Source organism: Pedobacter aquatilis (assembly GCF_032678405.1).
Lineage (GTDB): Bacteria > Bacteroidota > Bacteroidia > Sphingobacteriales > Sphingobacteriaceae > Pedobacter > Pedobacter aquatilis_A.
On record NZ_JAVTSJ010000004.1, the window covers coordinates 175,399 to 193,174 of the forward strand.

A 17,776-nucleotide genomic window follows, 5' to 3' on the forward strand; every position below is an offset into this window, starting at 1 on the left:
AAATTTTAAGAGATATTTAATCAATAAGAAATCTGATTATTATCGAGGAATCTTTCTTGAGATAAATTTATTTGGTCTTTGCGATGGTTTCTTTACAGGGATATCTTCAGAAATTTTAATTGTAAGGGTATTTCCTTTGAAAGATTCTCCATTAAGCATTGATATAATGTTATTGGCATCAGTTAGTTTAGGGATTTCAAGGAAAGCATAACCTTTGCATCTTCCTGTAGCCCGATCCCTTACAACTTTTATCGTATCGATCTCGCCGTGAAGACTTACCAAGATTGCCAAATCCATTTCCTGAATATTGTCGGCCAAACCACCGATAAAAAGTTTAGTCATAAAAATTAAGGTTATTATTCAGGTCTTATCTACTGATATTTTTTATTTGATGCAAAATAAGATAATTGGAAGCTTAAACCAAAAGGAAATCAGAAATTGATAATAAATTTTAACTTATTTTAAACAAAAAAGACCTAATCCATCTGGATTAAGTCTTTTGTAAGGCATTTTGTATTTGTCTATTTCTCAGCAATAGCTGTTTTTAAAACAGGTTCTGATTTTCCATTATGACAGGTGGTACAAGATATTTCGATTAAGCCTTTTCCATCTTTCATTTGTTGTTGGAAATACTTCTTGTTTATTTTAGCTGTCATCTTCATCATATCTCTTGCAATTTCTTTTTTAGGATTTTCATCACTGGCAAAATCCATTCTTCTCGGATTGTCTTTCATTGCAGAATGGCAGTAGTTACATCTGACACCTAAAGAAGCCTTAAAACCATCCATTACCTTGTCCAAATCTTCTTTGCTGATGTTTTTAGGTAATACTTTCAGATTCTTCGCTTTGAAAGCTTCCTGTTGCTTGGGCATAAATGCACTCAGGAATACAACCATGCATGCAAGCATGGCCATAGTTATTGTTTTTTTATTAATCATGTCAGTTTTGTTAGTAATCGAATATAGAAAAGAATTTCAAAACTTGTACGAGTAAGTTATGTAAAAATATTACTGGAATTAATGTTTCATAAAGCGCTGAGTAAAAGTTAATAAAACTTAAATTTCAGGTTAAAACATTAAATAGGAACGGTTGTTGTATCTCATTATCTAAAATTTATAATTTAAAATAAAAAGTTATGAAACTTTACAAATCAATCCCTCTAGTATTTTTATCTATCCTGCTGGTTTCAGGATGTGTAAGTAATAAAAAGTACGCAGAACTCCAGTCAACTTTTGATAAATTGCGTGAACGTAATCAGGAGTTAAGTAATAAATACCAGGATAGCCAGCGAGAGCTAACCGGAGCAAATAGCAGGGTAAAAAGTTTAGAGGAACAAATTGCATCAGAGAAAGCAAATATTGCTTCTTTACAAGATGCGCTAACCAAATGTTTAAATTCAAGCAACCAGGGAAATGTTAATATTTCAAAATTGGTTGATGAAATAAACAGCTCCAACAAATACATTAAACAGCTTATCAATGCCAAAAACAAAAGTGATTCACTTAATATGGTGTTAACCAATAATTTAACGCGTTCATTAAGCAGGGAAGAACTTGGCGATGTTGATGTTCAGGTTTTAAAAGGTGTTGTTTATATTTCATTGTCTGATAATATGCTTTACAAATCAGGTAGTTACGAGATTTCTGATAAGGCCGGAGAAACATTAAATAAGATTGCTAAAATCATTAAAGATTACGATACTTATGATGTTTTAATTGAAGGTAATACTGATAATGTTCCAATTGCTCAAACTAACATCAGAAACAACTGGGATCTAAGTGCTTTGAGGGCTTCATCAGTTGTTCAGGTATTGCAAACTAAATATGCTGTAGATCCAAAAAGATTAACTGCAGGTGGTAGAGGTGAATTTAATCCGATTGCGGATAACAGTACACCTGCCGGAAAATCAAAAAACCGTCGTACACAGATTATTATCACACCTAAATTAGATCAGTTTATGGATTTAATAGGTAAAGCACCGGAAACTTCAGCTGCACCAAAACAATAAGTTTTGGTTAACAATTTAAAGCCTCAGCGTTTAGTTGGGGCTTTTTTGTGTTTAAATAATTTTGAAATATATTTGAAACAATGAAAATCTAATCTAAGATAATATAAGATGAAGCACTTTTTTTTAATCGCATTATTTACTTTACCACTTTTTGTTGCAGCACAAACAATAACTGTTGATGGCTATTTTAACCAGGAATCGAAAAAAGATAAATCTGGCAATTTAACCAGATATCATTACACCTGGGATGACACAGAAAACACGGGTTTCTCTAAATTTGGTGAAGCGTTTAAAGCTAACGGTGCGAAAGAGCTTAAACGTCTTGATGAGGCTCCAACTAAAGCAAATCTAAAAGGGACAGATGTATATATTATAGTAGACCCGGATAATTTAAGAGATAACCCAAATCCAAATTATGTATCAGAAAAAGATGCAGATGAAATTGCAAACTGGGTTAAAGAAGGTGGCGTTTTATTTATTATGGCCAATGATAGCGCTAATGCAGATTTACAACACTTAAATATTCTGGCTAATAAATTCGGCTTAAATTTTAACCGTGATATTATTTTACATGTTACAGATGATGAACATTTTGCTGATGGTGGTTTAAATACTTTTTCTGCTAAATCTTTATTCAAAACATCGGCAAGGGTTTTCCTAAAAGATGTATGCTCGATAACCATTAAAAAACCAGCACAATCAATTCTGAAAGATTCGAACGGAGCTAATGTCATCGTTTCAGCGAAGTATGGAAAAGGTACGGTATTAGCTGTTGGAGATCCTTGGTTATACAATGAGTATGTGAATGGAAGATTACCACAAGAGTATGAAAATGATAAAGCCATGCACGATGTTTCACAATGGCTGCTTAATAAAGCCAGGGCAAAATAACATACTGGTTTTGATAAATTGTACCTAAAATTAAGTATAAAAAGATTGCTCATTGCTTCAAAAGAAAACAATAGTTGTGTGTTTTCTGATGATTTCTTATTGTTTTGTCTTTTTAATTAGGTTTTGTTTATTTATTTTGTATTACGGGTTATGTATACTTAGTGTGGTTTAAACACTTTTTATGAGAAAAAGTTTTGTTTTCTTTTTATTTTAATGGTCTGTTTTTCAGTTAATTGTTGTTTTTTAGTAAAAAATAATGTGTGTTTTTAACGATTTAACATTCTAGGATTATCTTTTTTTAAAAAAATATATATATTTGTTCTTACCCTTTCGAGGGTATGTTTTTCATAGGTAGATGTAGGGTCGAATACTTGTATTCGGCCCTTTTTTATGCGCTATATTTAAATAATTCTATTTTTGCATAATGGGTAAGAAAAAAGTAATCATTGCCGTTACAGGCGCCAGCGGTTCAGTTTATGCGAAAGTATTGTTCGATAAATTGTTGGGTCTCACCAATCAGATAGAAGCGGTTGGTGTAGTGATGAGTGATAATGCAAAAGAAGTCTGGCAGTTTGAGCTCGGTAATCAGGATTACCATAAATATAATTTCAATTTTTACAATAAAAATGATTTCAATGCGCCTTTTGCCTCAGGTTCGGCTAAATATGATACCATGATTATTGTCCCATGTTCTATGGGCACATTGGGGCGGATAGCGCATGGGATTTCCAACGATTTAATTACCCGGGCTGCAGATGTTGTATTAAAGGAACGCAGAGGGCTTATTGCAGTTGTTCGCGATACACCCTTTAGTTTAATCCATATTAATAATATGAAAGCTGTAACTGAAGCTGGCGGTATCATTTGCCCGGCTAATCCTTCCTTTTACAGTTTACCTAAAACAATTGAACAAGTCGCTGAAACGGTTATTAGCAGGGTTATAGATTTAGCTGGTTTTGAGCAGGAAAGCTACAGATGGAACGAGGAGTAATTTTCGACTGCTAATTTCAGTTTTGCATGAAATGTTATTTCACTGTAATTTACCTTCAATAGGTAAGCTCAAATCTTAATACTCAAATCTAATTTCCTATCTTTGCAGGCTAAATGAAAAAAGTCGCATTTTATACATTAGGTTGCAAGTTAAACTTCTCCGAAACATCAACAATTGGTCGTTTATTTACCGATGCCGGTTATGCCGTGGTTGAGTTTCAGGATGCTGCTGATGTGTATGTGATTAACACTTGTTCAGTAACTGACCACGCCGATAAAAAATGCCGTAAAGTAGTTAAGGAAGCATTAAAATATTCTCCAAATGCTTATGTTACTATTGTTGGTTGTTATGCCCAGTTAAAGCCACAGGAAATTGCTGAAATAGAAGGTGTTGACATGGTTTTAGGTGCAGCTGAAAAATTCAGAATAGTTGAGTATATTTCTGATTTAACTAAAAACCCGAAAGCCGTTGTTCATCAGCAAAATATCGAGAAAGTAAATCATAATTTCATAGCTTCCTATTCTATTGGCGATAGAACACGTACTTTCTTAAAAGTTCAGGATGGTTGCGACTATCCTTGTACCTACTGTACAATTCCATTAGCACGTGGGGCGAGTAGAAGCGATACGATTGAGAATGTAGTCAATCGTGCCAAGATGATTGCTGAAAGTGGTGTAAAGGAAATTGTTTTAACAGGCGTAAATCTTGGCGATTTTGGTATCCGCAATGGACAGCGTGAAGATAAATTTTTAGATTTAGTTAAAGCTTTAGACGAGGTTGAAGGTATTGAAAGAATCAGGATTTCTTCAATTGAACCAAATCTTTTAAGTAATGAGATTATCGAATTTGTTTCAACATCGAAACGTTTTGTACCTCATTTTCATATTCCTTTGCAATCAGGTTCTGATAAAATTCTGGGATTAATGCGCCGACGCTACCGCACAGATCTTTATGTAGAGCGTGTGGCAAAAATAAAAGAAGTAATGCCCCATTGTTGTATTGGTGTTGATGTTATTGTTGGATTTCCGGGTGAAACAAAAGAAGATTTTTTAGATACTTATCAGTTTTTAAATCAGCTTGATATCTCGTACTTGCATGTATTTACTTATTCTGAACGAGAATTGACCGTTGCTGCAGAAATGAAAGGTGTTGTAGCGGGAAGTGAGCGTAATGAGCGAAGTAAAATGCTACATATTTTATCAGATAAAAAAAGGCGGGCATTTTATCAATCTCAAATAGGTAAACAAGCTGAGGTTTTGTTTGAGGCAGACCAGAAAATGGGATATATGCATGGTTTCACTAAAAACTATGTTAAAGTTCGTGCTAAATACGATCCACTGATGGTAAATGAACTAAAGGCTGTTAAGCTTTTAGAATTAACCGCTGAAGGAGAAGTAGAAGTTGCTGAATTGGAAACTGTTTACGCTCATCACAGTAATTAATATTAGCTGATAAGCTTGGGTTTTCAGCTTTAGTCTTTCAGCTTTCTTTATTATCTTAGCCTCAAATTATTTGTATGTTTCCTACCGTTTCACATTTTTTAGAATATCTTTTTGGCATTAATTTGCCACTTCCTTTTAAAACATTCGGGCTATTTGTGGCACTTGCTTTCGTAGCTGGTTACTGGGCTTTTTCTCAGGAATTAAAAAGAAAAGAAGCCTTAGGTGTGCTTCATTCATTTAAGAAGAAAGTAATGGTAGGTTTGCCGGCAACAACAGGCGAGCTGATTTTAAATGGTCTTTTTGGTTTTATAATAGGCTACAAGCTCATTTATTTAGTAACGAATTACCAAATCGCTGCAGATAATATCGAATTAATCTTACTATCCGCTAGAGGAAACGTACTAGGAGGTTTATTTTTTGCCGGTTTATTTGCCTATTGGGATCATAAAGAAAAAAATAAAGTGAAATTGCCAAAACCAAAAGAGGTTAAGGTAACAGTGCATCCATACCAAATTATGAGTAACCTGGTCGTTTGGGCCGCTGTTTGTGGTTTCTTAGGCGCTAAGGTTTTCGATGGCCTTGAATATTGGGATGATTTTGTTCAGCATCCAATTGAAAGAATATTTTCTGCGGGCGGATTTACTTTTTATGGAGGGCTTATTTGTGGTGGTGCTGCAGTGCTTTATATTGCCAGGAAAAACGGCATAAAACCACTCCATATGCTTGATGTTGGCGGACCTGGGATGATGCTAGCCTATGCAGTCGGTCGAATCGGTTGTCATCTTTCAGGCGATGGCGACTGGGGAATTGTAAACCCTAATCCTAAACCGTTTTCATGGCTTCCAGATTGGTTATGGTCGTATAAATACCCTAATAATGTGGTAGGTGAAGGTATTCCTATTCCTGGGTGTACAGGTAAATTCTGTAATGAACTGGCACAGGGTGTTTACCCAACACCATTGTACGAAGTTATAGTTTGTTTTATTTTATTTGCATTTCTCTGGAGTATCAGAGACAAGATAAAGGCACCTGGATTAATGTTTGGTATTTATATGATTTTAAACGGAGTGGAACGTTTCTTTGTTGAATTGATCCGTGTAAACTCAAAATATCATGTATTGGGTTTGCCGTTTACCCAGGCTGAAATGATTTCAACGTTTCTGGTTATCGGCGGAATAATATTAAGCATTTATTCCCTTCGCAATAAAAATACACTCGCTTAAATCATTCTATAATTTCATTTAATTTCAACAACAAATTCGGTTTGTTGTTAACCTATTATGAATTACGAATTACTATGCAATAAAGTCATCTCAATTGTTAAACTTACCGGCAATTTTATCCGGAAAGAAGCCATGCAATTCGATGCAAATAAAATTGAATACAAAGGCTTAAACGATATGGTTTCTTACGTGGATAAGACCGCAGAGCTTAAACTTGTTCAAAACCTGGAAAAGCTGATTCCGGATGCTGGCTTTATTACTGAGGAGAAAACCATTAGCAGAGAAGGCAAGATTTATACATGGATTATTGATCCGCTAGATGGAACAACTAACTTTATTCACGGAATACCAGCCTATGGGATTAGTGTGGCACTTTATGAAGATGGTTCGCCTGTTTTAGGTGTTGTTTACGAACTTAACAGGGGAGAAATGTTTTATTCTTATAAAGGTGGAAGTGCTTTTATGAATAAGAAAGAAATTAAGGTTTCTTCAAATCCAGATCTAAAATCGTGTTTATTAGCTACGGGTTTTCCTTATTATCAATTTGATAAACAACCGCAATATTTAAAATTGCTGGAGGAAATGATGCAGAAAAGCCATGGCGTTCGCCGCATTGGTGCAGCAGCAATAGATTTGGTTTATACTGCTTGCGGTCGTTTTGATGCTTTTTTTGAATTTAATCTGCAACAATGGGATTTTGCAGCAGGCTGCTTTATTGTACAGCAGGCAGGAGGAGAGGTTTTAGATTTTGCTGGTGGAAATGATTACTTTAATAAAAGAGAAATATTGGCAACAAATGCTAAGGTAACAGGTGAAATATTAGCTTCGATTAAAAAACATTTTAATTAAGCTGCGCTTTCTTTACCAGAAAACCCAATAAAAAAGCCCCGACTAAATCGGGGCTTTTTCTATAAGTTAAGCTTTTGTTTTTACAATGCTTCTGAAACTACTTCCGTAACTTCCGGCACCATTCTTTGTAATAAATTCTGGATGCCTGATTTTAAAGTTATAGTAGAAGAAGGACAACCACTGCAAGAACCACGAAGCTCTACAGTTACAACACCTTCATCAAATGATTTATAAGTTATAGCACCACCATCTTGCTCTACAGCAGGACGAACATAATCATGCAGAATTTGCTGTATTTTAATTTCGGTTTCTGAACCTTCAAAATTCGGTGCTTCTTCAGCAGTAGCTTCTTTAATTTTTAATTCAGATTCAACCGCACCCTTTACAAACTCTTTTAAAATTGCCTCAATATCTGCCCAGTCTGCATCATCAGTTTTTGTAATGGTTACGAAATTACTCGCGAAAAATACACCTGCTACAAAATTGAACTTAAATAACTCTTTAGCGAAAGGGGAATGTTCTGCACTTTCCTTCGTGGCAAAATCTTCACTTCCGTTAATCAACAGCTTGTTAACCATGAATTTCATGGTTGCCGGGTTAGGAGTTTGTTCTGTATATACGTTAATAGTCATGTCTCAATCAATTTGAATAAACAAAATTAACAAATAGTGGTTAATAAAACTTTTGTGAGCTGTCTGTTTAGCGTCAATTTAATTTTACTAAAAAATACCAGTATAATTAAATGGCGTAATTGTTCTTAACTGAACTTTAACTGCTTCAGAAACATTAAGCCCTTCAATAAATTCAGCAATGCTTGTAGCATTTATTTTAGTGTTTGTACGGGTTAATTCTTTTAATGCTTCGTAAGGATTTGGATAATTTTCTCTTCTCAATACGGTTTGTATTGCTTCGGCAACTACTGCCCAGTTATCTTCCAGATCAGCATTTAAAGCAGCTTCATTCAGTAAAATTTTATTTAATCCGCGGAGGGTAGCATTAATTGCTATTAACGTATGTCCAAATGGAACACCTATGTTTCTTAATACAGTAGAATCTGTTAAATCTCTTTGCAAGCGTGATATTGGAAGTTTTGCCGCAAAGAATTCGAATAATGCATTTGCAATTCCGGCATTTCCTTCAGCATTTTCAAAATCAATTGGATTAACCTTATGTGGCATTGCCGAAGAGCCAATTTCGCCAGCTTTAATCTTTTGCTTGAAATAGTTTTTTGAAATATATGTCCAGATATCCCTGTCTAAATCAATGATGATGTTATTAATACGTTTTAAGGCATCACATTGTGCCGCAAATTGATCATAGTGTTCGATTTGTGTTGTATGCTGTGCCCTGTTTAAACCTAATATGTTATTTACCAGGTGATTTGAAAAGTCAACCCAATTAACCTGCGGATAAGCAATATGATGTGCATTAAAGTTACCTGTAGCGCCGCCAAATTTAGCACTGTTCGGAATCGCTTTTAAATTGTCGAGCTGTATGCTCAATCTTTCTGCAAATACCAGAAATTCTTTACCTAATTTGGTAGGAGAGGCAGGTTGTCCATGTGTATGTGCCAGCATTGGAATGTCTTTCCATTCTTTAGCCAGTATGTTAATCTTTTCGATTAATGCCGATATCGCCGGATAATAGCTTTCGTTTAACGCAAGTTTAATGGAGTATGGAATCGCGGTATTGTTTATATCCTGAGAAGTTAATCCAAAGTGGATAAATTCTTTGTAGTCATTTAAAGCTAGTGCATCGAATTTACTTTTGATAAAATACTCTACAGCTTTAACATCGTGATTAGTTACTTTTTCAGTTTCCTTTATCTCAAGTGCATCCGTTTCTGAAAAATTTTCATGAATTTTTCTCAATTCAGCATAAAGGTTTCTGTCAAATTGTTCCAATCCTGGCAAGTTAGTTTCGCAAAGTGCGATGAAGTACTCTATTTCTACAAAAACACGATATTTAATTAATGCCTCTTCTGAAAAATAAGCGGCTAAACTTTCGGTTGTTTTTCTGTATCGACCATCAACAGGTGAAATAGCTTGTAGTGATGTTAAATTCATTATGCGGAATATAATTTTGCCGCAAATTTACTACAATTGATGGATTTTAAGGCTTAAGTGCATGAAAGATTTGTGGTTAAAACAAAAAAAAGGCCCTGAATTTAATCAAAGCCTTTTTAATAAAGTAGTGTTAAAACTATTTTTTAGTTGTATCAGCTACTGTAGTGTCTTTTACTGTAGTATCTTTTACAGTTGTGTCTTTTACAGTTGTATCAACTACGCTTGAATCAACTGCTGTAGAATCAGCACCTTCGGCTTTTTTTTCTGAACAAGCAACTACTGATAAAGATAAAGCTAAAGCTAAAAAGCCTAATTTGAATGCATTTTTCATTTTTTCTTCTTTTTTTGTTTGGTTTTCGATTAATTAATTACTTAATAATACAATTATATGAAAAAGGTAACTCGTTTTGTCAAAAAAAAGACTTTATTTTTAAAATAAAGTCTTTTTTGTATTGTTTAAAGCTAAAAATTAGTGTTTAACTTCAGTTTTTTCTGTTGTAGCTTTAACTGTAGTGTCTTTAACTGTAGAATCTTTTACAGTAGTGTCAACAGCAGTTGTATCAGTAACGATTGTAGAAGAATCAGTTACAGTAGTATCAGCACCACCTTCTTTTTTCTCTGAGTTACAAGCAGCTACTGATAAAGATAAAGCTAATGCTAAAAAGCCTAATTTGAATGCATTTTTCATATTGATATTTTTTTTGTTTTAAGTTATTAATTACCCTTAATACCTGAATTTTTAAAAGGTAACCCTGAAAAATAAAAAAAAATAAAAAAGGCCTTGAGATAACTCAAGGCCTTTTCTTATGAGTAAAGGTAAACTAGTGTTTAACTTCAGTTTTCTCAGTAGTAGTTTTAACTGTAGTATCTTTTACAGTTGAATCAGTTACTGTAGTATCTTTTGCAGTAGTATCAGTAACTACAGTAGTTGAATCAGTTGCTGTAGTGTCAGCACCTTCAGCTTTTTTTTCTGAGTTACAAGCTGCTACTGATAAAGATAAAGCTAAAGCTAAAAAGCCTAATTTGAATGCATTTTTCATTTTTGAATTTTTTTAAGTATTAATTAATTTATCATTAATGCCGCAAAGGTAAAAAGGTAACCCGATAATTTTAAAAAAAGTGAAAATATTTTTTTAGGTAGTTTGGGTTACCCTTTTTATGTGGATAGTATTAACCCTTCGTTAGTAGCTATAAATATTTTTTTTATCTAATATTGGGTTACTATTTACAGAAAAAAGTATTAATTGGTGAATAACGGTTTAAAGAGTTCAGTTACAACAGATAGAGAGTTTATTTTAGGTATCCTAAATAACTCGGCAGATACACTTAATAAGTTATATAAGACGCATTTTGCGATGGTTTTGCAATTTATCCTGAATAATAATGGTGATGAAGATGATGCGAAAGACGTTTATCAGGAAGCAATTATCATTTTATATAACAAAGTTAAGACTGGCGATTTTGAACTCAGCAGCAAGTTAAAAACTTATATTTATTCGGTTTGTCGCCGTATCTGGCTAAAGAAATTGGCCCAGAATAGCAAAAAAACAGGCAGCATTACCGATTATGAAGATGTTTTTGAAGTTGAGGAGGATGTAGAGCACCATGAAGAAAAAGATGCCGCTTTTGTTAAAATGCAAGCTGCTCTCGAACATCTGGGCGAACCTTGTAAAACCATTATCCAGGATTTTTATATACATAATTTATCCATGCAGGATATTTGCGAAAAGTTTGGTTATACCAATACCGATAATGCAAAAACACAAAAATATAAGTGCCTGCAAAGGTTAAAGAAAATATTTTTTCAACACTAATAATTGAGATGAGAAACGATTTAGAGTTAGATGCAATTATTGAAGATTATCTGTTAGGTAAACTTAATGCACAGGAAACTGAAGCTTTTGAGCAGTTGCGCCGTAATGATGCTGCAATAGACCACAAAGTAGTTTCGCATAAAGTATTTTTACACACAATGGAAGAGTATGCTCAGCAGTTGCTTTTAAAAGAGCAAATGGATAAAATACATGCTGAAATTGATGTAGATACCCTTGTAATACAACTGGCGCCTCATCCTTCGCGTGTTGTTCAGTTATGGCGCAAGCACAAATCTGCAATCGCCGTTGCTGCCTCTTTTATCGTTTTATCTTTTGTTTCAATTTATTCTATACAGCATAATAGTCAGCAGGCTGATAAATATGTGCAGTTAAGTAAGCAGGTTACAAATTCCCTAAAAACACAAAATAATTTAATCAGAAAAATTAACTCTGATAACTCATCTGCGAATAAGCAAACCAACCCTGGTAATTTTGGCGGAACTGGCTTTGCTGTTTCTACTAACGGCTACATCGCTACCAATCTTCATGTAATTAAAGATGCAGATTCTGTTTATATCCAAAATGGGGAAGGTGAGTCGTTTAAGGTTAAGATTGTACACAGAGATCCAGAATATGATATAGCAATTTTGAAAATTGATGATAAGCATTTCAAAAATTTAGCTGCATTACCATACACTATTAAAAAGAACAGTACTGGAGTTGGCGAAAATGTTTATACCTGGGGTTATCCTAAAGATGATGCGGTATTGGGTGAAGGTTATGTGAGTTCGAAAAGCGGTTTTATTGGTGATACAACACAATACCAGGTTGCTATTCCGCTAAATCCAGGAAATAGTGGTGGTCCGTTATTGGATAACAACGGAAATCTTGTCGGTATTATCAGTGGTAAAGAAACATCTGCCGAAGGCGCTTCATTTGCTATAAAATCTAAATATATATTAGAAGCTATGAGAGCAATTCCTCAGGATTCATTGGGTAAAAAACTAACGGTAAGTAAAAGAAGTGTTTTATCTGGTATGAAACGTGCAAAACAAATTGAGAAATTGCAGGATTACGTGTTCATGGTAAAAGTTTATAATTAATTACACCCAAACAAATTAATATACTTAAAACCCTGTTGGTTAAACCCCTCAGGGTTTTTTTATGCTTTTATAATTTAGATGTCTAAAAAACATATAATATCTATATATTTAATATACTATTTGTTAGATTTGTTTTAATCAACTTAAATTAAAATTAATTATTATGAGTATAAGATTAGGCGATACAGCGCCAAATTTCCAGGCAAATACATCAATCGGTGAAATTGATTTCTATAACTATTTAGGTGATAGCTGGGGCGTTTTGTTTTCTCATCCTGCTGATTACACCCCGGTTTGTACTACAGAACTCGGTCGTACGGCGGCTTTAAAAGGAGAGTTTGAAAAACGTAACGTTAAGGTTCTGGCGATAAGTGTAGATTCGGCCGAATCGCATAAAGGATGGATTAATGATATCAACGAAACCCAAAATACATCTGTAGAGTTTCCGATTATAGCCGATCCTGATAAAACGGTTGCGAATCTTTACGATATGATTCATCCAAATGCCTCTGAAACATTAACCGTTAGGTCATTATTTGTGATCAGTCCTGATAAAAAGGTTAAGCTTATTATTACTTACCCCGCCTCAACCGGGAGAAACTTTAATGAAGTGTTAAGAGTTATTGATTCACTTCAGTTAACAGCTAACTATAGCGTAGCAACTCCAGCCGATTGGAAAGATGGAGAAGACGTAATTGTAGTAAACAGTATTAAAACTGAGGATATACCTGCTAAGTTTCCTAAAGGGCATAAAGTTATTAAACCTTATTTGCGTACTACACCACAGCCAAATAAATAAACTTTAACAGGTTAATGCAAAAATATTATTAGTTAAACTAATTTCGATTGCTTTATACCTGTAAATTATTATATTTGATAGTTTTGTTTCAATATTAACGCTTATTCTGATTGTTTGATCAGTTAAATTTCAATTAGTTGTAGAAAATTAGAAGCAAAGCGATAAGGGTTTTATTTTTTTAATACAATTTTTTTATTTTTTTATGGCTAACGGAAAAGTTAAATGGTTTAACACTCAAAAAGGCTTTGGTTTTATTGTTCAGGAAGACAATAAAGATTTATTTGTACATTTTAAAGATGTTTTAGGTGGAATTGAAAGCCTAAAAGAAAATGATTTGGTAGAATTTGAAGTAGCAGAAGGCAGAAAAGGTTTACAGGCTGTAAATGTAAAGAAAGTCTAAGCGATATTTATAAAATCGTACATCCCTAAAGCAAAAAGCTTTCCGAATCATCGGGAAGCTTTTTTAGTAATATTGAATTATCTGTGCCTCTATAATGATGTTTTCTCCATTATTAGCTTTAGTGAAAATTAAAAAAACATCTTTATCTGCTTTGATTTTATACTTTTTAACCAGTTCTTCAGGTTTAGCAGGATAATTTCTGACAATAACGTTTCCGCTAGGTGATTTCTGTTTTTTCAAATCTCCGCTTGATAGTAAAGCTTTTATTTCAAATATTCTTCCCGGAAATTTATTTTCGATAATCGTTGACATGTATAACTGCGTCTGCGGATGTAGCTTCACAAGTTTATAGTATTGCCCGATATAATTGAAATTACCTGTTTTTAGCAATGCAGCATCGGGTTCATATAGGTACAGCCCTTTTTTAATGGTATTGGCAAAAACCAGGTTGTTAACCTTGTTGGTTTTTTGAAAAGTAAATATCTTTTCTTCAAGGTTTAATGTTACTGCTATAATTTTAGGTTCTCCTTCAAAATCTTTGTCAATAACCCATAATAATTCTTTACATTCATTTTTTATACTGATTATATGAATCTCACTTACGTGTTTCAACTCCTGTAGGCCTGCCGAAATATCCAAAAGGGGGGCCGTTTTAATGATTATCCTTTGCGATTTAGCAATTAGCAGATCTAAATTTTCTATAACATCTGGCGTACAATCCTTGAGCATAAATACTTTGCCTTTGGCTGCTCTTCTGGCAGGATCTATATAAATGGTGTCGAATGTTTCAGTTGTTTTTTTTAAGAAATCTATACCATCAACTGCTTTGAAAACAATATTATCAGTACCAAAAATCTTTGCATTATATGCGGCAATTTCCGATAATTCAGGATTTATTTCGCAATGAACAACTTTACTTAGTTGTTTAGCAAAATAGAAAGCATCAATACCAAATCCACCAGTCAAATCAATCAGCGAGTTTCCTATGGCCAATTTGGCTTTGTAGCTGGCGGTTATTTCTGATGATGTTTGCTCTATTGAAAGCGCTGGCGGGTAGTAAATATCAGCTGTTTTAAACCAGGTAGGTAATTTTTTTTCAGCTTTCTTTTTCGCTGTAATCTGACCTGCTAAAGCGGCGCTACTTACATACTCCACAGGGCTTTTAGCCAAAGCGATTTGATTTACATCCGTATTCAAATTTGAATTAATGTAATCCTGAGCGGCTTTGGCTAAAATATTCTCATCCATCTTGTCGATTTTTCTGGGTGTAATTATGCCAATTTTAAAATCTATACTTTATTTTTCATTACCATCTGGCAGGTATGTCTGCTTTTCACTTCCAGTAAAATATCTTTTGCAACTGTTACACGATCGATAGTTTGCTGGTTGTAATATCTAATCGTAACCAGTTCCAATCCTTTGTTGTATTTTACGGTAAATTGTGCAGCTAGTGCATTAATTAACTTTGCAATTTTTTCTTCATTATCATCCACACTAACCGAGAAGCTTATTGCAGAATTAAGCATAGTATTGATTTTGATTTTATGCTGATGAAAAAGCTCAAATATATTACTCAGATTTTCCTCTATGATGAAAGAGTAATCTTTCGGGAAAATAGAAATGAGTGCCTGGTTAATTTTGAAAATAAACGACGGAACAGGTAATGGGTTGTTGTCTTTCGTAATTGCAGTGCCATTACCGTCGGGTTGTATAAAGGAACGAACAAACAACGGAATGCCTTTATTTTGGAGCGGTTTAATGGTTTTAGGGTGAATTACTGTTGCGCCATAGTAAGTTAATTCAATAGCATCGTGATAAGATAACTGAGGAATCATTTCTGTTTCATCAAACCATTTAGGATCGGCATTTAGTACACCGGGAACATCTTTCCAAATTGTTAAAGCTGCAGCATTTAAGCACGAAGCGAAAATAGCGGCAGAGTAATCTGAGCCTTCACGGCCAAGTGTTGTGGTATAATTTTCACTTGTGCCACCAATAAAGCCCTGTGTTACAATAATGTTTTGTTGCATTAGTGGCAGCAAATCTTTTTGAATAATCTGGTTTGTTTTATCCCAGTCTACTTTTCCTTCGCGATAAGTATTATCAGTTTGAATGTAGTTTCTTGCATCAACCCAAAGAGCCTTATTGCCTGTTTCATTTAACCATGCTGCAACAATTTTAGTTGAAACAACTTCGCCAATTGATACAATCTGATCGTATATGTAATCCGGATTATTATCCGGTTCATCTTCTACTAACCAATCAATTTCTACGAATGTATTGGCAACATCATCGTAAACAGGATTTGCACTACCTTCAAATAAATCGGCAATTATATTGAAATGGAAGTGTTTTATTTCATCAAAAATTTCGTGAACATTATCACTTTGAGCCAGATAAGCAAATGTTAGTTCCTCGAGTTTATTGGTAATTTTTCCCATCGCTGAGATTACAATAAGCAGTTCGCCTTTTTTATAATCCCTTACTATATTTGCCAGATTTCTTACGCCATCTGCATCTTTTACTGAGGCACCCCCGAATTTAAAAATATCCATAATCTAAAAAGCTTTAATCTGTTCGGGAGAGAAGGAGGCATTCAGCCAGCCTTCTTCCAGTTGCGCCTGATATTTATTGTAGAAATTTATGGCAGGCTCGTTCCAATCTAATACCTGCCAAACCATACCATTGTAGTTTCCTTTTTTAGCTTCTTCAATTACCAGCTCAAAAAGTACTTTTCCTATGCCTTTTCCTCTGTATTCTTCTGTTACTATAAAATCTTCAAGATACAGGCGACAACCTTTCCATGTAGAATAACGTGTATAATATAAGGCAAAACCGACAATTTTACCATCTACTTCGGCAACAAAGGCTTTCCATACAGGATTTGGACCAAAACCTGCATCAGCAAAGTGTGCCAAAGTAACGGTTACCTCTTCTGGCGCTTTTTCGTAAACTGCTAATTCATTAATAAGCTCTAATATTCTTGGGCAGTCTTCTACCACTGCCATTCTGATATCTGGTGTCATTTTTTTAATTAATTTGCCGAAATATTCGTTTTGAAATGTTTGATAACCCTTTTTCCGAAAATGGCGCTTCCAATTCTAACCATCGTGCTGCCTTCTTCAATAGCTATTTTATAATCGGCACTCATTCCTGTTGAAATTTCTTTAAAAGCCTCATCATCACGGAAGAAACTTTCTTTTAAACCATCAAATAATACTTTAAGTTCATTGAATTCGATGGTTAACTGTTTTTCGTTTTTGGTATTTGTAGCTATTGCCATTAAACCTATAATTCTTATGTTTTTCAGTTCGGCATATTCTTCTGAGCGCAAAAGTTCAATGATCTCATCATAAGCTAAACCAAATTTGGTGTCTTCATCGGCAATATAAACCTGAAGCAGACAATCGATCACTCTCTTATTTTTAGCGGCTTGCTTGTTAATTTCCTGGAGTAGTTTAATGCTGTCGACGCCATGAATCAGACTGACAAAAGGGGCAATATATTTTACCTTATTGCTTTGCAAATGACCAATCATGTGCCACTCTATATCCTTTGGGAGCTGTGCTTCTTTATCAACCATTTCCTGTACATGGTTTTCTCCAAAAATTCGCTGACCGGCATTATAAGCCTCAAGAATCGCTTCATTGCTTTGAGTTTTGGATACGGCAATTAATTTTACACCATCAGGTTCAACCTCACTTTTATATTTTTTAAGATTATCAGCTATGCTCATTTATAACTATTTTTGTGTAAAATTAATAACCTTGCCGCAATTTGGGCAATAAAATAGTATTTTAAATTAAGAATGAGAAGATTGATAACTGTTCTGGTTATTGCAAGCATAATAGTTGGTTGTAAAGAAAAAATGCCCCCAAATATTATTGCTCCCGATAAAATGCAGAACATTTTATTTGATATACATGTAGTTGACGGGTATATTTCAACAATTGCTTTGCCTGATTCATCTAAGAAAGTGGCTGCAGCATATTATAAAGGCATTTATAAAAAATTCGGAATAGACTCTGCCAAATATGCTCAGAGCATGAGCTATTATTACCAACACCCTAAGGACCTGGATAAAATTTATAAGAATATTACCCAGCGTTTATCGAAGCAACAGAAGAAGATGGAAAAGGCTGATTCAATAGCAAAATCAAAGTTGAAAGTTATTACAGAGGTTAAGTAGC

22 protein-coding genes are annotated in these 17,776 nt (G+C 34.2%); 11 read left to right on the forward strand and 11 right to left on the reverse strand.

The window, feature by feature from the left end; translation table 11 throughout:
• Nucleotides 1–39: 39 nt before the first annotated feature.
• Nucleotides 40–342: an RNA-binding protein gene (locus R2R71_RS12290; RefSeq protein WP_316831567.1), complete on the reverse strand. Its 303-nt coding sequence runs from the start codon at nucleotides 340–342 to the stop codon at nucleotides 40–42.
• A gap of 179 nt (nucleotides 343–521) precedes the next feature.
• Nucleotides 522–938: a c-type cytochrome gene (locus R2R71_RS12295; RefSeq protein WP_316831568.1), complete on the reverse strand. Its 417-nt coding sequence runs from the start codon at nucleotides 936–938 to the stop codon at nucleotides 522–524.
• Between the two features lie 197 nt (nucleotides 939–1,135).
• Here R2R71_RS12295 and R2R71_RS12300 point away from each other — a divergent pair, with 197 nt between their 5' ends.
• From R2R71_RS12300 to R2R71_RS12325, 6 genes are all read left to right on the forward strand, one after another.
• Nucleotides 1,136–2,008, forward strand: a complete 873-nt coding sequence (locus R2R71_RS12300; protein ID WP_316831569.1) for an OmpA family protein — start codon at nucleotides 1,136–1,138, stop codon at nucleotides 2,006–2,008.
• Between the two features lie 108 nt (nucleotides 2,009–2,116).
• Nucleotides 2,117–2,899 (forward strand): DUF4350 domain-containing protein, encoded by a 783-nt coding sequence (locus R2R71_RS12305; RefSeq protein ID WP_316831570.1) that lies wholly within the window; start codon nucleotides 2,117–2,119, stop codon nucleotides 2,897–2,899.
• 424 nt (nucleotides 2,900–3,323) lie between these two features.
• Nucleotides 3,324–3,890 carry a UbiX family flavin prenyltransferase gene (locus R2R71_RS12310; protein ID WP_316831571.1) on the forward strand — a complete coding sequence of 189 codons (567 nt, stop codon included), beginning with the start codon at nucleotides 3,324–3,326 and terminating at the stop codon, nucleotides 3,888–3,890.
• A 113-nt stretch (nucleotides 3,891–4,003) separates the two neighbouring features.
• Nucleotides 4,004–5,332: a tRNA (N(6)-L-threonylcarbamoyladenosine(37)-C(2))-methylthiotransferase MtaB gene (gene mtaB, locus R2R71_RS12315; protein WP_316831572.1), complete on the forward strand. Its 1,329-nt coding sequence runs from the start codon at nucleotides 4,004–4,006 to the stop codon at nucleotides 5,330–5,332.
• A 74-nt stretch (nucleotides 5,333–5,406) separates the two neighbouring features.
• Nucleotides 5,407–6,555 (forward strand): prolipoprotein diacylglyceryl transferase, encoded by a 1,149-nt coding sequence (locus tag R2R71_RS12320; RefSeq protein WP_316831573.1) that lies wholly within the window; start codon nucleotides 5,407–5,409, stop codon nucleotides 6,553–6,555.
• A gap of 57 nt (nucleotides 6,556–6,612) precedes the next feature.
• Nucleotides 6,613–7,404 (forward strand): inositol monophosphatase family protein, encoded by a 792-nt coding sequence (locus tag R2R71_RS12325; RefSeq protein ID WP_316831574.1) that lies wholly within the window; start codon nucleotides 6,613–6,615, stop codon nucleotides 7,402–7,404.
• Between the two features lie 80 nt (nucleotides 7,405–7,484).
• Here R2R71_RS12325 and R2R71_RS12330 read toward each other — a convergent pair whose 3' ends face one another.
• The 5 genes from R2R71_RS12330 to R2R71_RS12350 form a co-directional block, all read right to left on the reverse strand.
• Entirely contained in the window at nucleotides 7,485–8,036 is a 552-nt protein-coding gene (locus R2R71_RS12330) for a NifU family protein (RefSeq protein ID WP_316831575.1), read from the reverse strand.
• A gap of 87 nt (nucleotides 8,037–8,123) precedes the next feature.
• Nucleotides 8,124–9,470, reverse strand: a complete 1,347-nt coding sequence (gene purB, locus R2R71_RS12335; RefSeq protein ID WP_316831576.1) for an adenylosuccinate lyase — start codon at nucleotides 9,468–9,470, stop codon at nucleotides 8,124–8,126.
• Between the two features lie 136 nt (nucleotides 9,471–9,606).
• Complete coding sequence (locus tag R2R71_RS12340) at nucleotides 9,607–9,801, reverse strand: hypothetical protein (protein WP_316831577.1); 195 nt, start codon at nucleotides 9,799–9,801, stop codon at nucleotides 9,607–9,609.
• Between the two features lie 138 nt (nucleotides 9,802–9,939).
• Complete coding sequence (locus tag R2R71_RS12345; protein ID WP_316831578.1) at nucleotides 9,940–10,158, reverse strand: hypothetical protein; 219 nt, start codon at nucleotides 10,156–10,158, stop codon at nucleotides 9,940–9,942.
• Between the two features lie 133 nt (nucleotides 10,159–10,291).
• Nucleotides 10,292–10,510 (reverse strand): hypothetical protein, encoded by a 219-nt coding sequence (locus tag R2R71_RS12350; protein WP_316831579.1) that lies wholly within the window; start codon nucleotides 10,508–10,510, stop codon nucleotides 10,292–10,294.
• A gap of 207 nt (nucleotides 10,511–10,717) precedes the next feature.
• Between R2R71_RS12350 and R2R71_RS12355 the strand changes: the two genes are divergently transcribed.
• The 4 genes from R2R71_RS12355 (at nucleotide 10,718) to R2R71_RS12370 (ending at nucleotide 13,586) form a co-directional block, all read left to right on the forward strand.
• A complete protein-coding gene (locus R2R71_RS12355) occupies nucleotides 10,718–11,284 on the forward strand; it encodes a sigma-70 family RNA polymerase sigma factor (protein WP_316831580.1) in 567 nt (188 codons plus the stop codon).
• 8 nt (nucleotides 11,285–11,292) lie between these two features.
• The gene (locus tag R2R71_RS12360; RefSeq protein WP_316831581.1) at nucleotides 11,293–12,387 is read left to right on the forward strand and encodes a serine protease; all 1,095 of its coding nucleotides are present in this window, start codon (nucleotides 11,293–11,295) and stop codon (nucleotides 12,385–12,387) included.
• 163 nt (nucleotides 12,388–12,550) lie between these two features.
• The gene (locus tag R2R71_RS12365) at nucleotides 12,551–13,186 is read left to right on the forward strand and encodes a peroxiredoxin (protein WP_316831582.1); all 636 of its coding nucleotides are present in this window, start codon (nucleotides 12,551–12,553) and stop codon (nucleotides 13,184–13,186) included.
• A gap of 202 nt (nucleotides 13,187–13,388) precedes the next feature.
• A complete protein-coding gene (locus R2R71_RS12370) occupies nucleotides 13,389–13,586 on the forward strand; it encodes a cold-shock protein (RefSeq protein ID WP_316831583.1) in 198 nt (65 codons plus the stop codon).
• A 63-nt stretch (nucleotides 13,587–13,649) separates the two neighbouring features.
• Here R2R71_RS12370 and R2R71_RS12375 read toward each other — a convergent pair whose 3' ends face one another.
• Genes R2R71_RS12375 through R2R71_RS12390 form a run of 4 tightly spaced genes read right to left on the reverse strand, consistent with a single transcriptional unit; the run spans nucleotide 13,650 to nucleotide 17,322 of the window.
• Nucleotides 13,650–14,834: a THUMP-like domain-containing protein gene (locus tag R2R71_RS12375; protein WP_316831584.1), complete on the reverse strand. Its 1,185-nt coding sequence runs from the start codon at nucleotides 14,832–14,834 to the stop codon at nucleotides 13,650–13,652.
• A gap of 41 nt (nucleotides 14,835–14,875) precedes the next feature.
• Nucleotides 14,876–16,141: an aspartate kinase gene (locus R2R71_RS12380; RefSeq protein WP_316831585.1), complete on the reverse strand. Its 1,266-nt coding sequence runs from the start codon at nucleotides 16,139–16,141 to the stop codon at nucleotides 14,876–14,878.
• 3 nt (nucleotides 16,142–16,144) lie between these two features.
• Nucleotides 16,145–16,612, reverse strand: a complete 468-nt coding sequence (locus tag R2R71_RS12385; protein WP_316831586.1) for a GNAT family N-acetyltransferase — start codon at nucleotides 16,610–16,612, stop codon at nucleotides 16,145–16,147.
• Nucleotides 16,613–16,620: 8 nt separating this feature from the next.
• Nucleotides 16,621–17,322 (reverse strand): YggS family pyridoxal phosphate-dependent enzyme, encoded by a 702-nt coding sequence (locus tag R2R71_RS12390; protein WP_316831587.1) that lies wholly within the window; start codon nucleotides 17,320–17,322, stop codon nucleotides 16,621–16,623.
• Nucleotides 17,323–17,394: 72 nt separating this feature from the next.
• Between R2R71_RS12390 and R2R71_RS12395 the strand changes: the two genes are divergently transcribed.
• A complete protein-coding gene (locus tag R2R71_RS12395; protein WP_316831588.1) occupies nucleotides 17,395–17,775 on the forward strand; it encodes a DUF4296 domain-containing protein in 381 nt (126 codons plus the stop codon).
• Nucleotide 17,776 lies beyond the last annotated feature (1 nt).

What these genes read in the sequence shown, in the direction of transcription:
- R2R71_RS12290 (WP_316831567.1), bottom strand. Translation starts at nt 342, where the DNA reads ATGACTAAACTTTTTATCGGTGGTTTGGCCGACAATATTCAGGAAATG.
- R2R71_RS12295 (WP_316831568.1), bottom strand. Translation starts at nt 938, where the DNA reads ATGATTAATAAAAAAACAATAACTATGGCCATGCTTGCATGCATGGTT.
- R2R71_RS12300 (WP_316831569.1), top strand. Translation starts at nt 1,136, where the DNA reads ATGAAACTTTACAAATCAATCCCTCTAGTATTTTTATCTATCCTGCTG.
- R2R71_RS12305 (WP_316831570.1), top strand. Translation starts at nt 2,117, where the DNA reads ATGAAGCACTTTTTTTTAATCGCATTATTTACTTTACCACTTTTTGTT.
- R2R71_RS12310 (WP_316831571.1), top strand. Translation starts at nt 3,324, where the DNA reads ATGGGTAAGAAAAAAGTAATCATTGCCGTTACAGGCGCCAGCGGTTCA.
- mtaB (WP_316831572.1), top strand. Translation starts at nt 4,004, where the DNA reads ATGAAAAAAGTCGCATTTTATACATTAGGTTGCAAGTTAAACTTCTCC.
- R2R71_RS12320 (WP_316831573.1), top strand. Translation starts at nt 5,407, where the DNA reads ATGTTTCCTACCGTTTCACATTTTTTAGAATATCTTTTTGGCATTAAT.
- R2R71_RS12325 (WP_316831574.1), top strand. Translation starts at nt 6,613, where the DNA reads ATGAATTACGAATTACTATGCAATAAAGTCATCTCAATTGTTAAACTT.
- R2R71_RS12330 (WP_316831575.1), bottom strand. Translation starts at nt 8,036, where the DNA reads ATGACTATTAACGTATATACAGAACAAACTCCTAACCCGGCAACCATG.
- purB (WP_316831576.1), bottom strand. Translation starts at nt 9,470, where the DNA reads ATGAATTTAACATCACTACAAGCTATTTCACCTGTTGATGGTCGATAC.
- R2R71_RS12340 (WP_316831577.1), bottom strand. Translation starts at nt 9,801, where the DNA reads ATGAAAAATGCATTCAAATTAGGCTTTTTAGCTTTAGCTTTATCTTTA.
- R2R71_RS12345 (WP_316831578.1), bottom strand. Translation starts at nt 10,158, where the DNA reads ATGAAAAATGCATTCAAATTAGGCTTTTTAGCATTAGCTTTATCTTTA.
- R2R71_RS12350 (WP_316831579.1), bottom strand. Translation starts at nt 10,510, where the DNA reads ATGAAAAATGCATTCAAATTAGGCTTTTTAGCTTTAGCTTTATCTTTA.
- R2R71_RS12360 (WP_316831581.1), top strand. Translation starts at nt 11,293, where the DNA reads ATGAGAAACGATTTAGAGTTAGATGCAATTATTGAAGATTATCTGTTA.
- R2R71_RS12365 (WP_316831582.1), top strand. Translation starts at nt 12,551, where the DNA reads ATGAGTATAAGATTAGGCGATACAGCGCCAAATTTCCAGGCAAATACA.
- R2R71_RS12370 (WP_316831583.1), top strand. Translation starts at nt 13,389, where the DNA reads ATGGCTAACGGAAAAGTTAAATGGTTTAACACTCAAAAAGGCTTTGGT.
- R2R71_RS12375 (WP_316831584.1), bottom strand. Translation starts at nt 14,834, where the DNA reads ATGGATGAGAATATTTTAGCCAAAGCCGCTCAGGATTACATTAATTCA.
- R2R71_RS12380 (WP_316831585.1), bottom strand. Translation starts at nt 16,141, where the DNA reads ATGGATATTTTTAAATTCGGGGGTGCCTCAGTAAAAGATGCAGATGGC.
- R2R71_RS12385 (WP_316831586.1), bottom strand. Translation starts at nt 16,612, where the DNA reads ATGACACCAGATATCAGAATGGCAGTGGTAGAAGACTGCCCAAGAATA.
- R2R71_RS12390 (WP_316831587.1), bottom strand. Translation starts at nt 17,322, where the DNA reads ATGAGCATAGCTGATAATCTTAAAAAATATAAAAGTGAGGTTGAACCT.
- R2R71_RS12395 (WP_316831588.1), top strand. Translation starts at nt 17,395, where the DNA reads ATGAGAAGATTGATAACTGTTCTGGTTATTGCAAGCATAATAGTTGGT.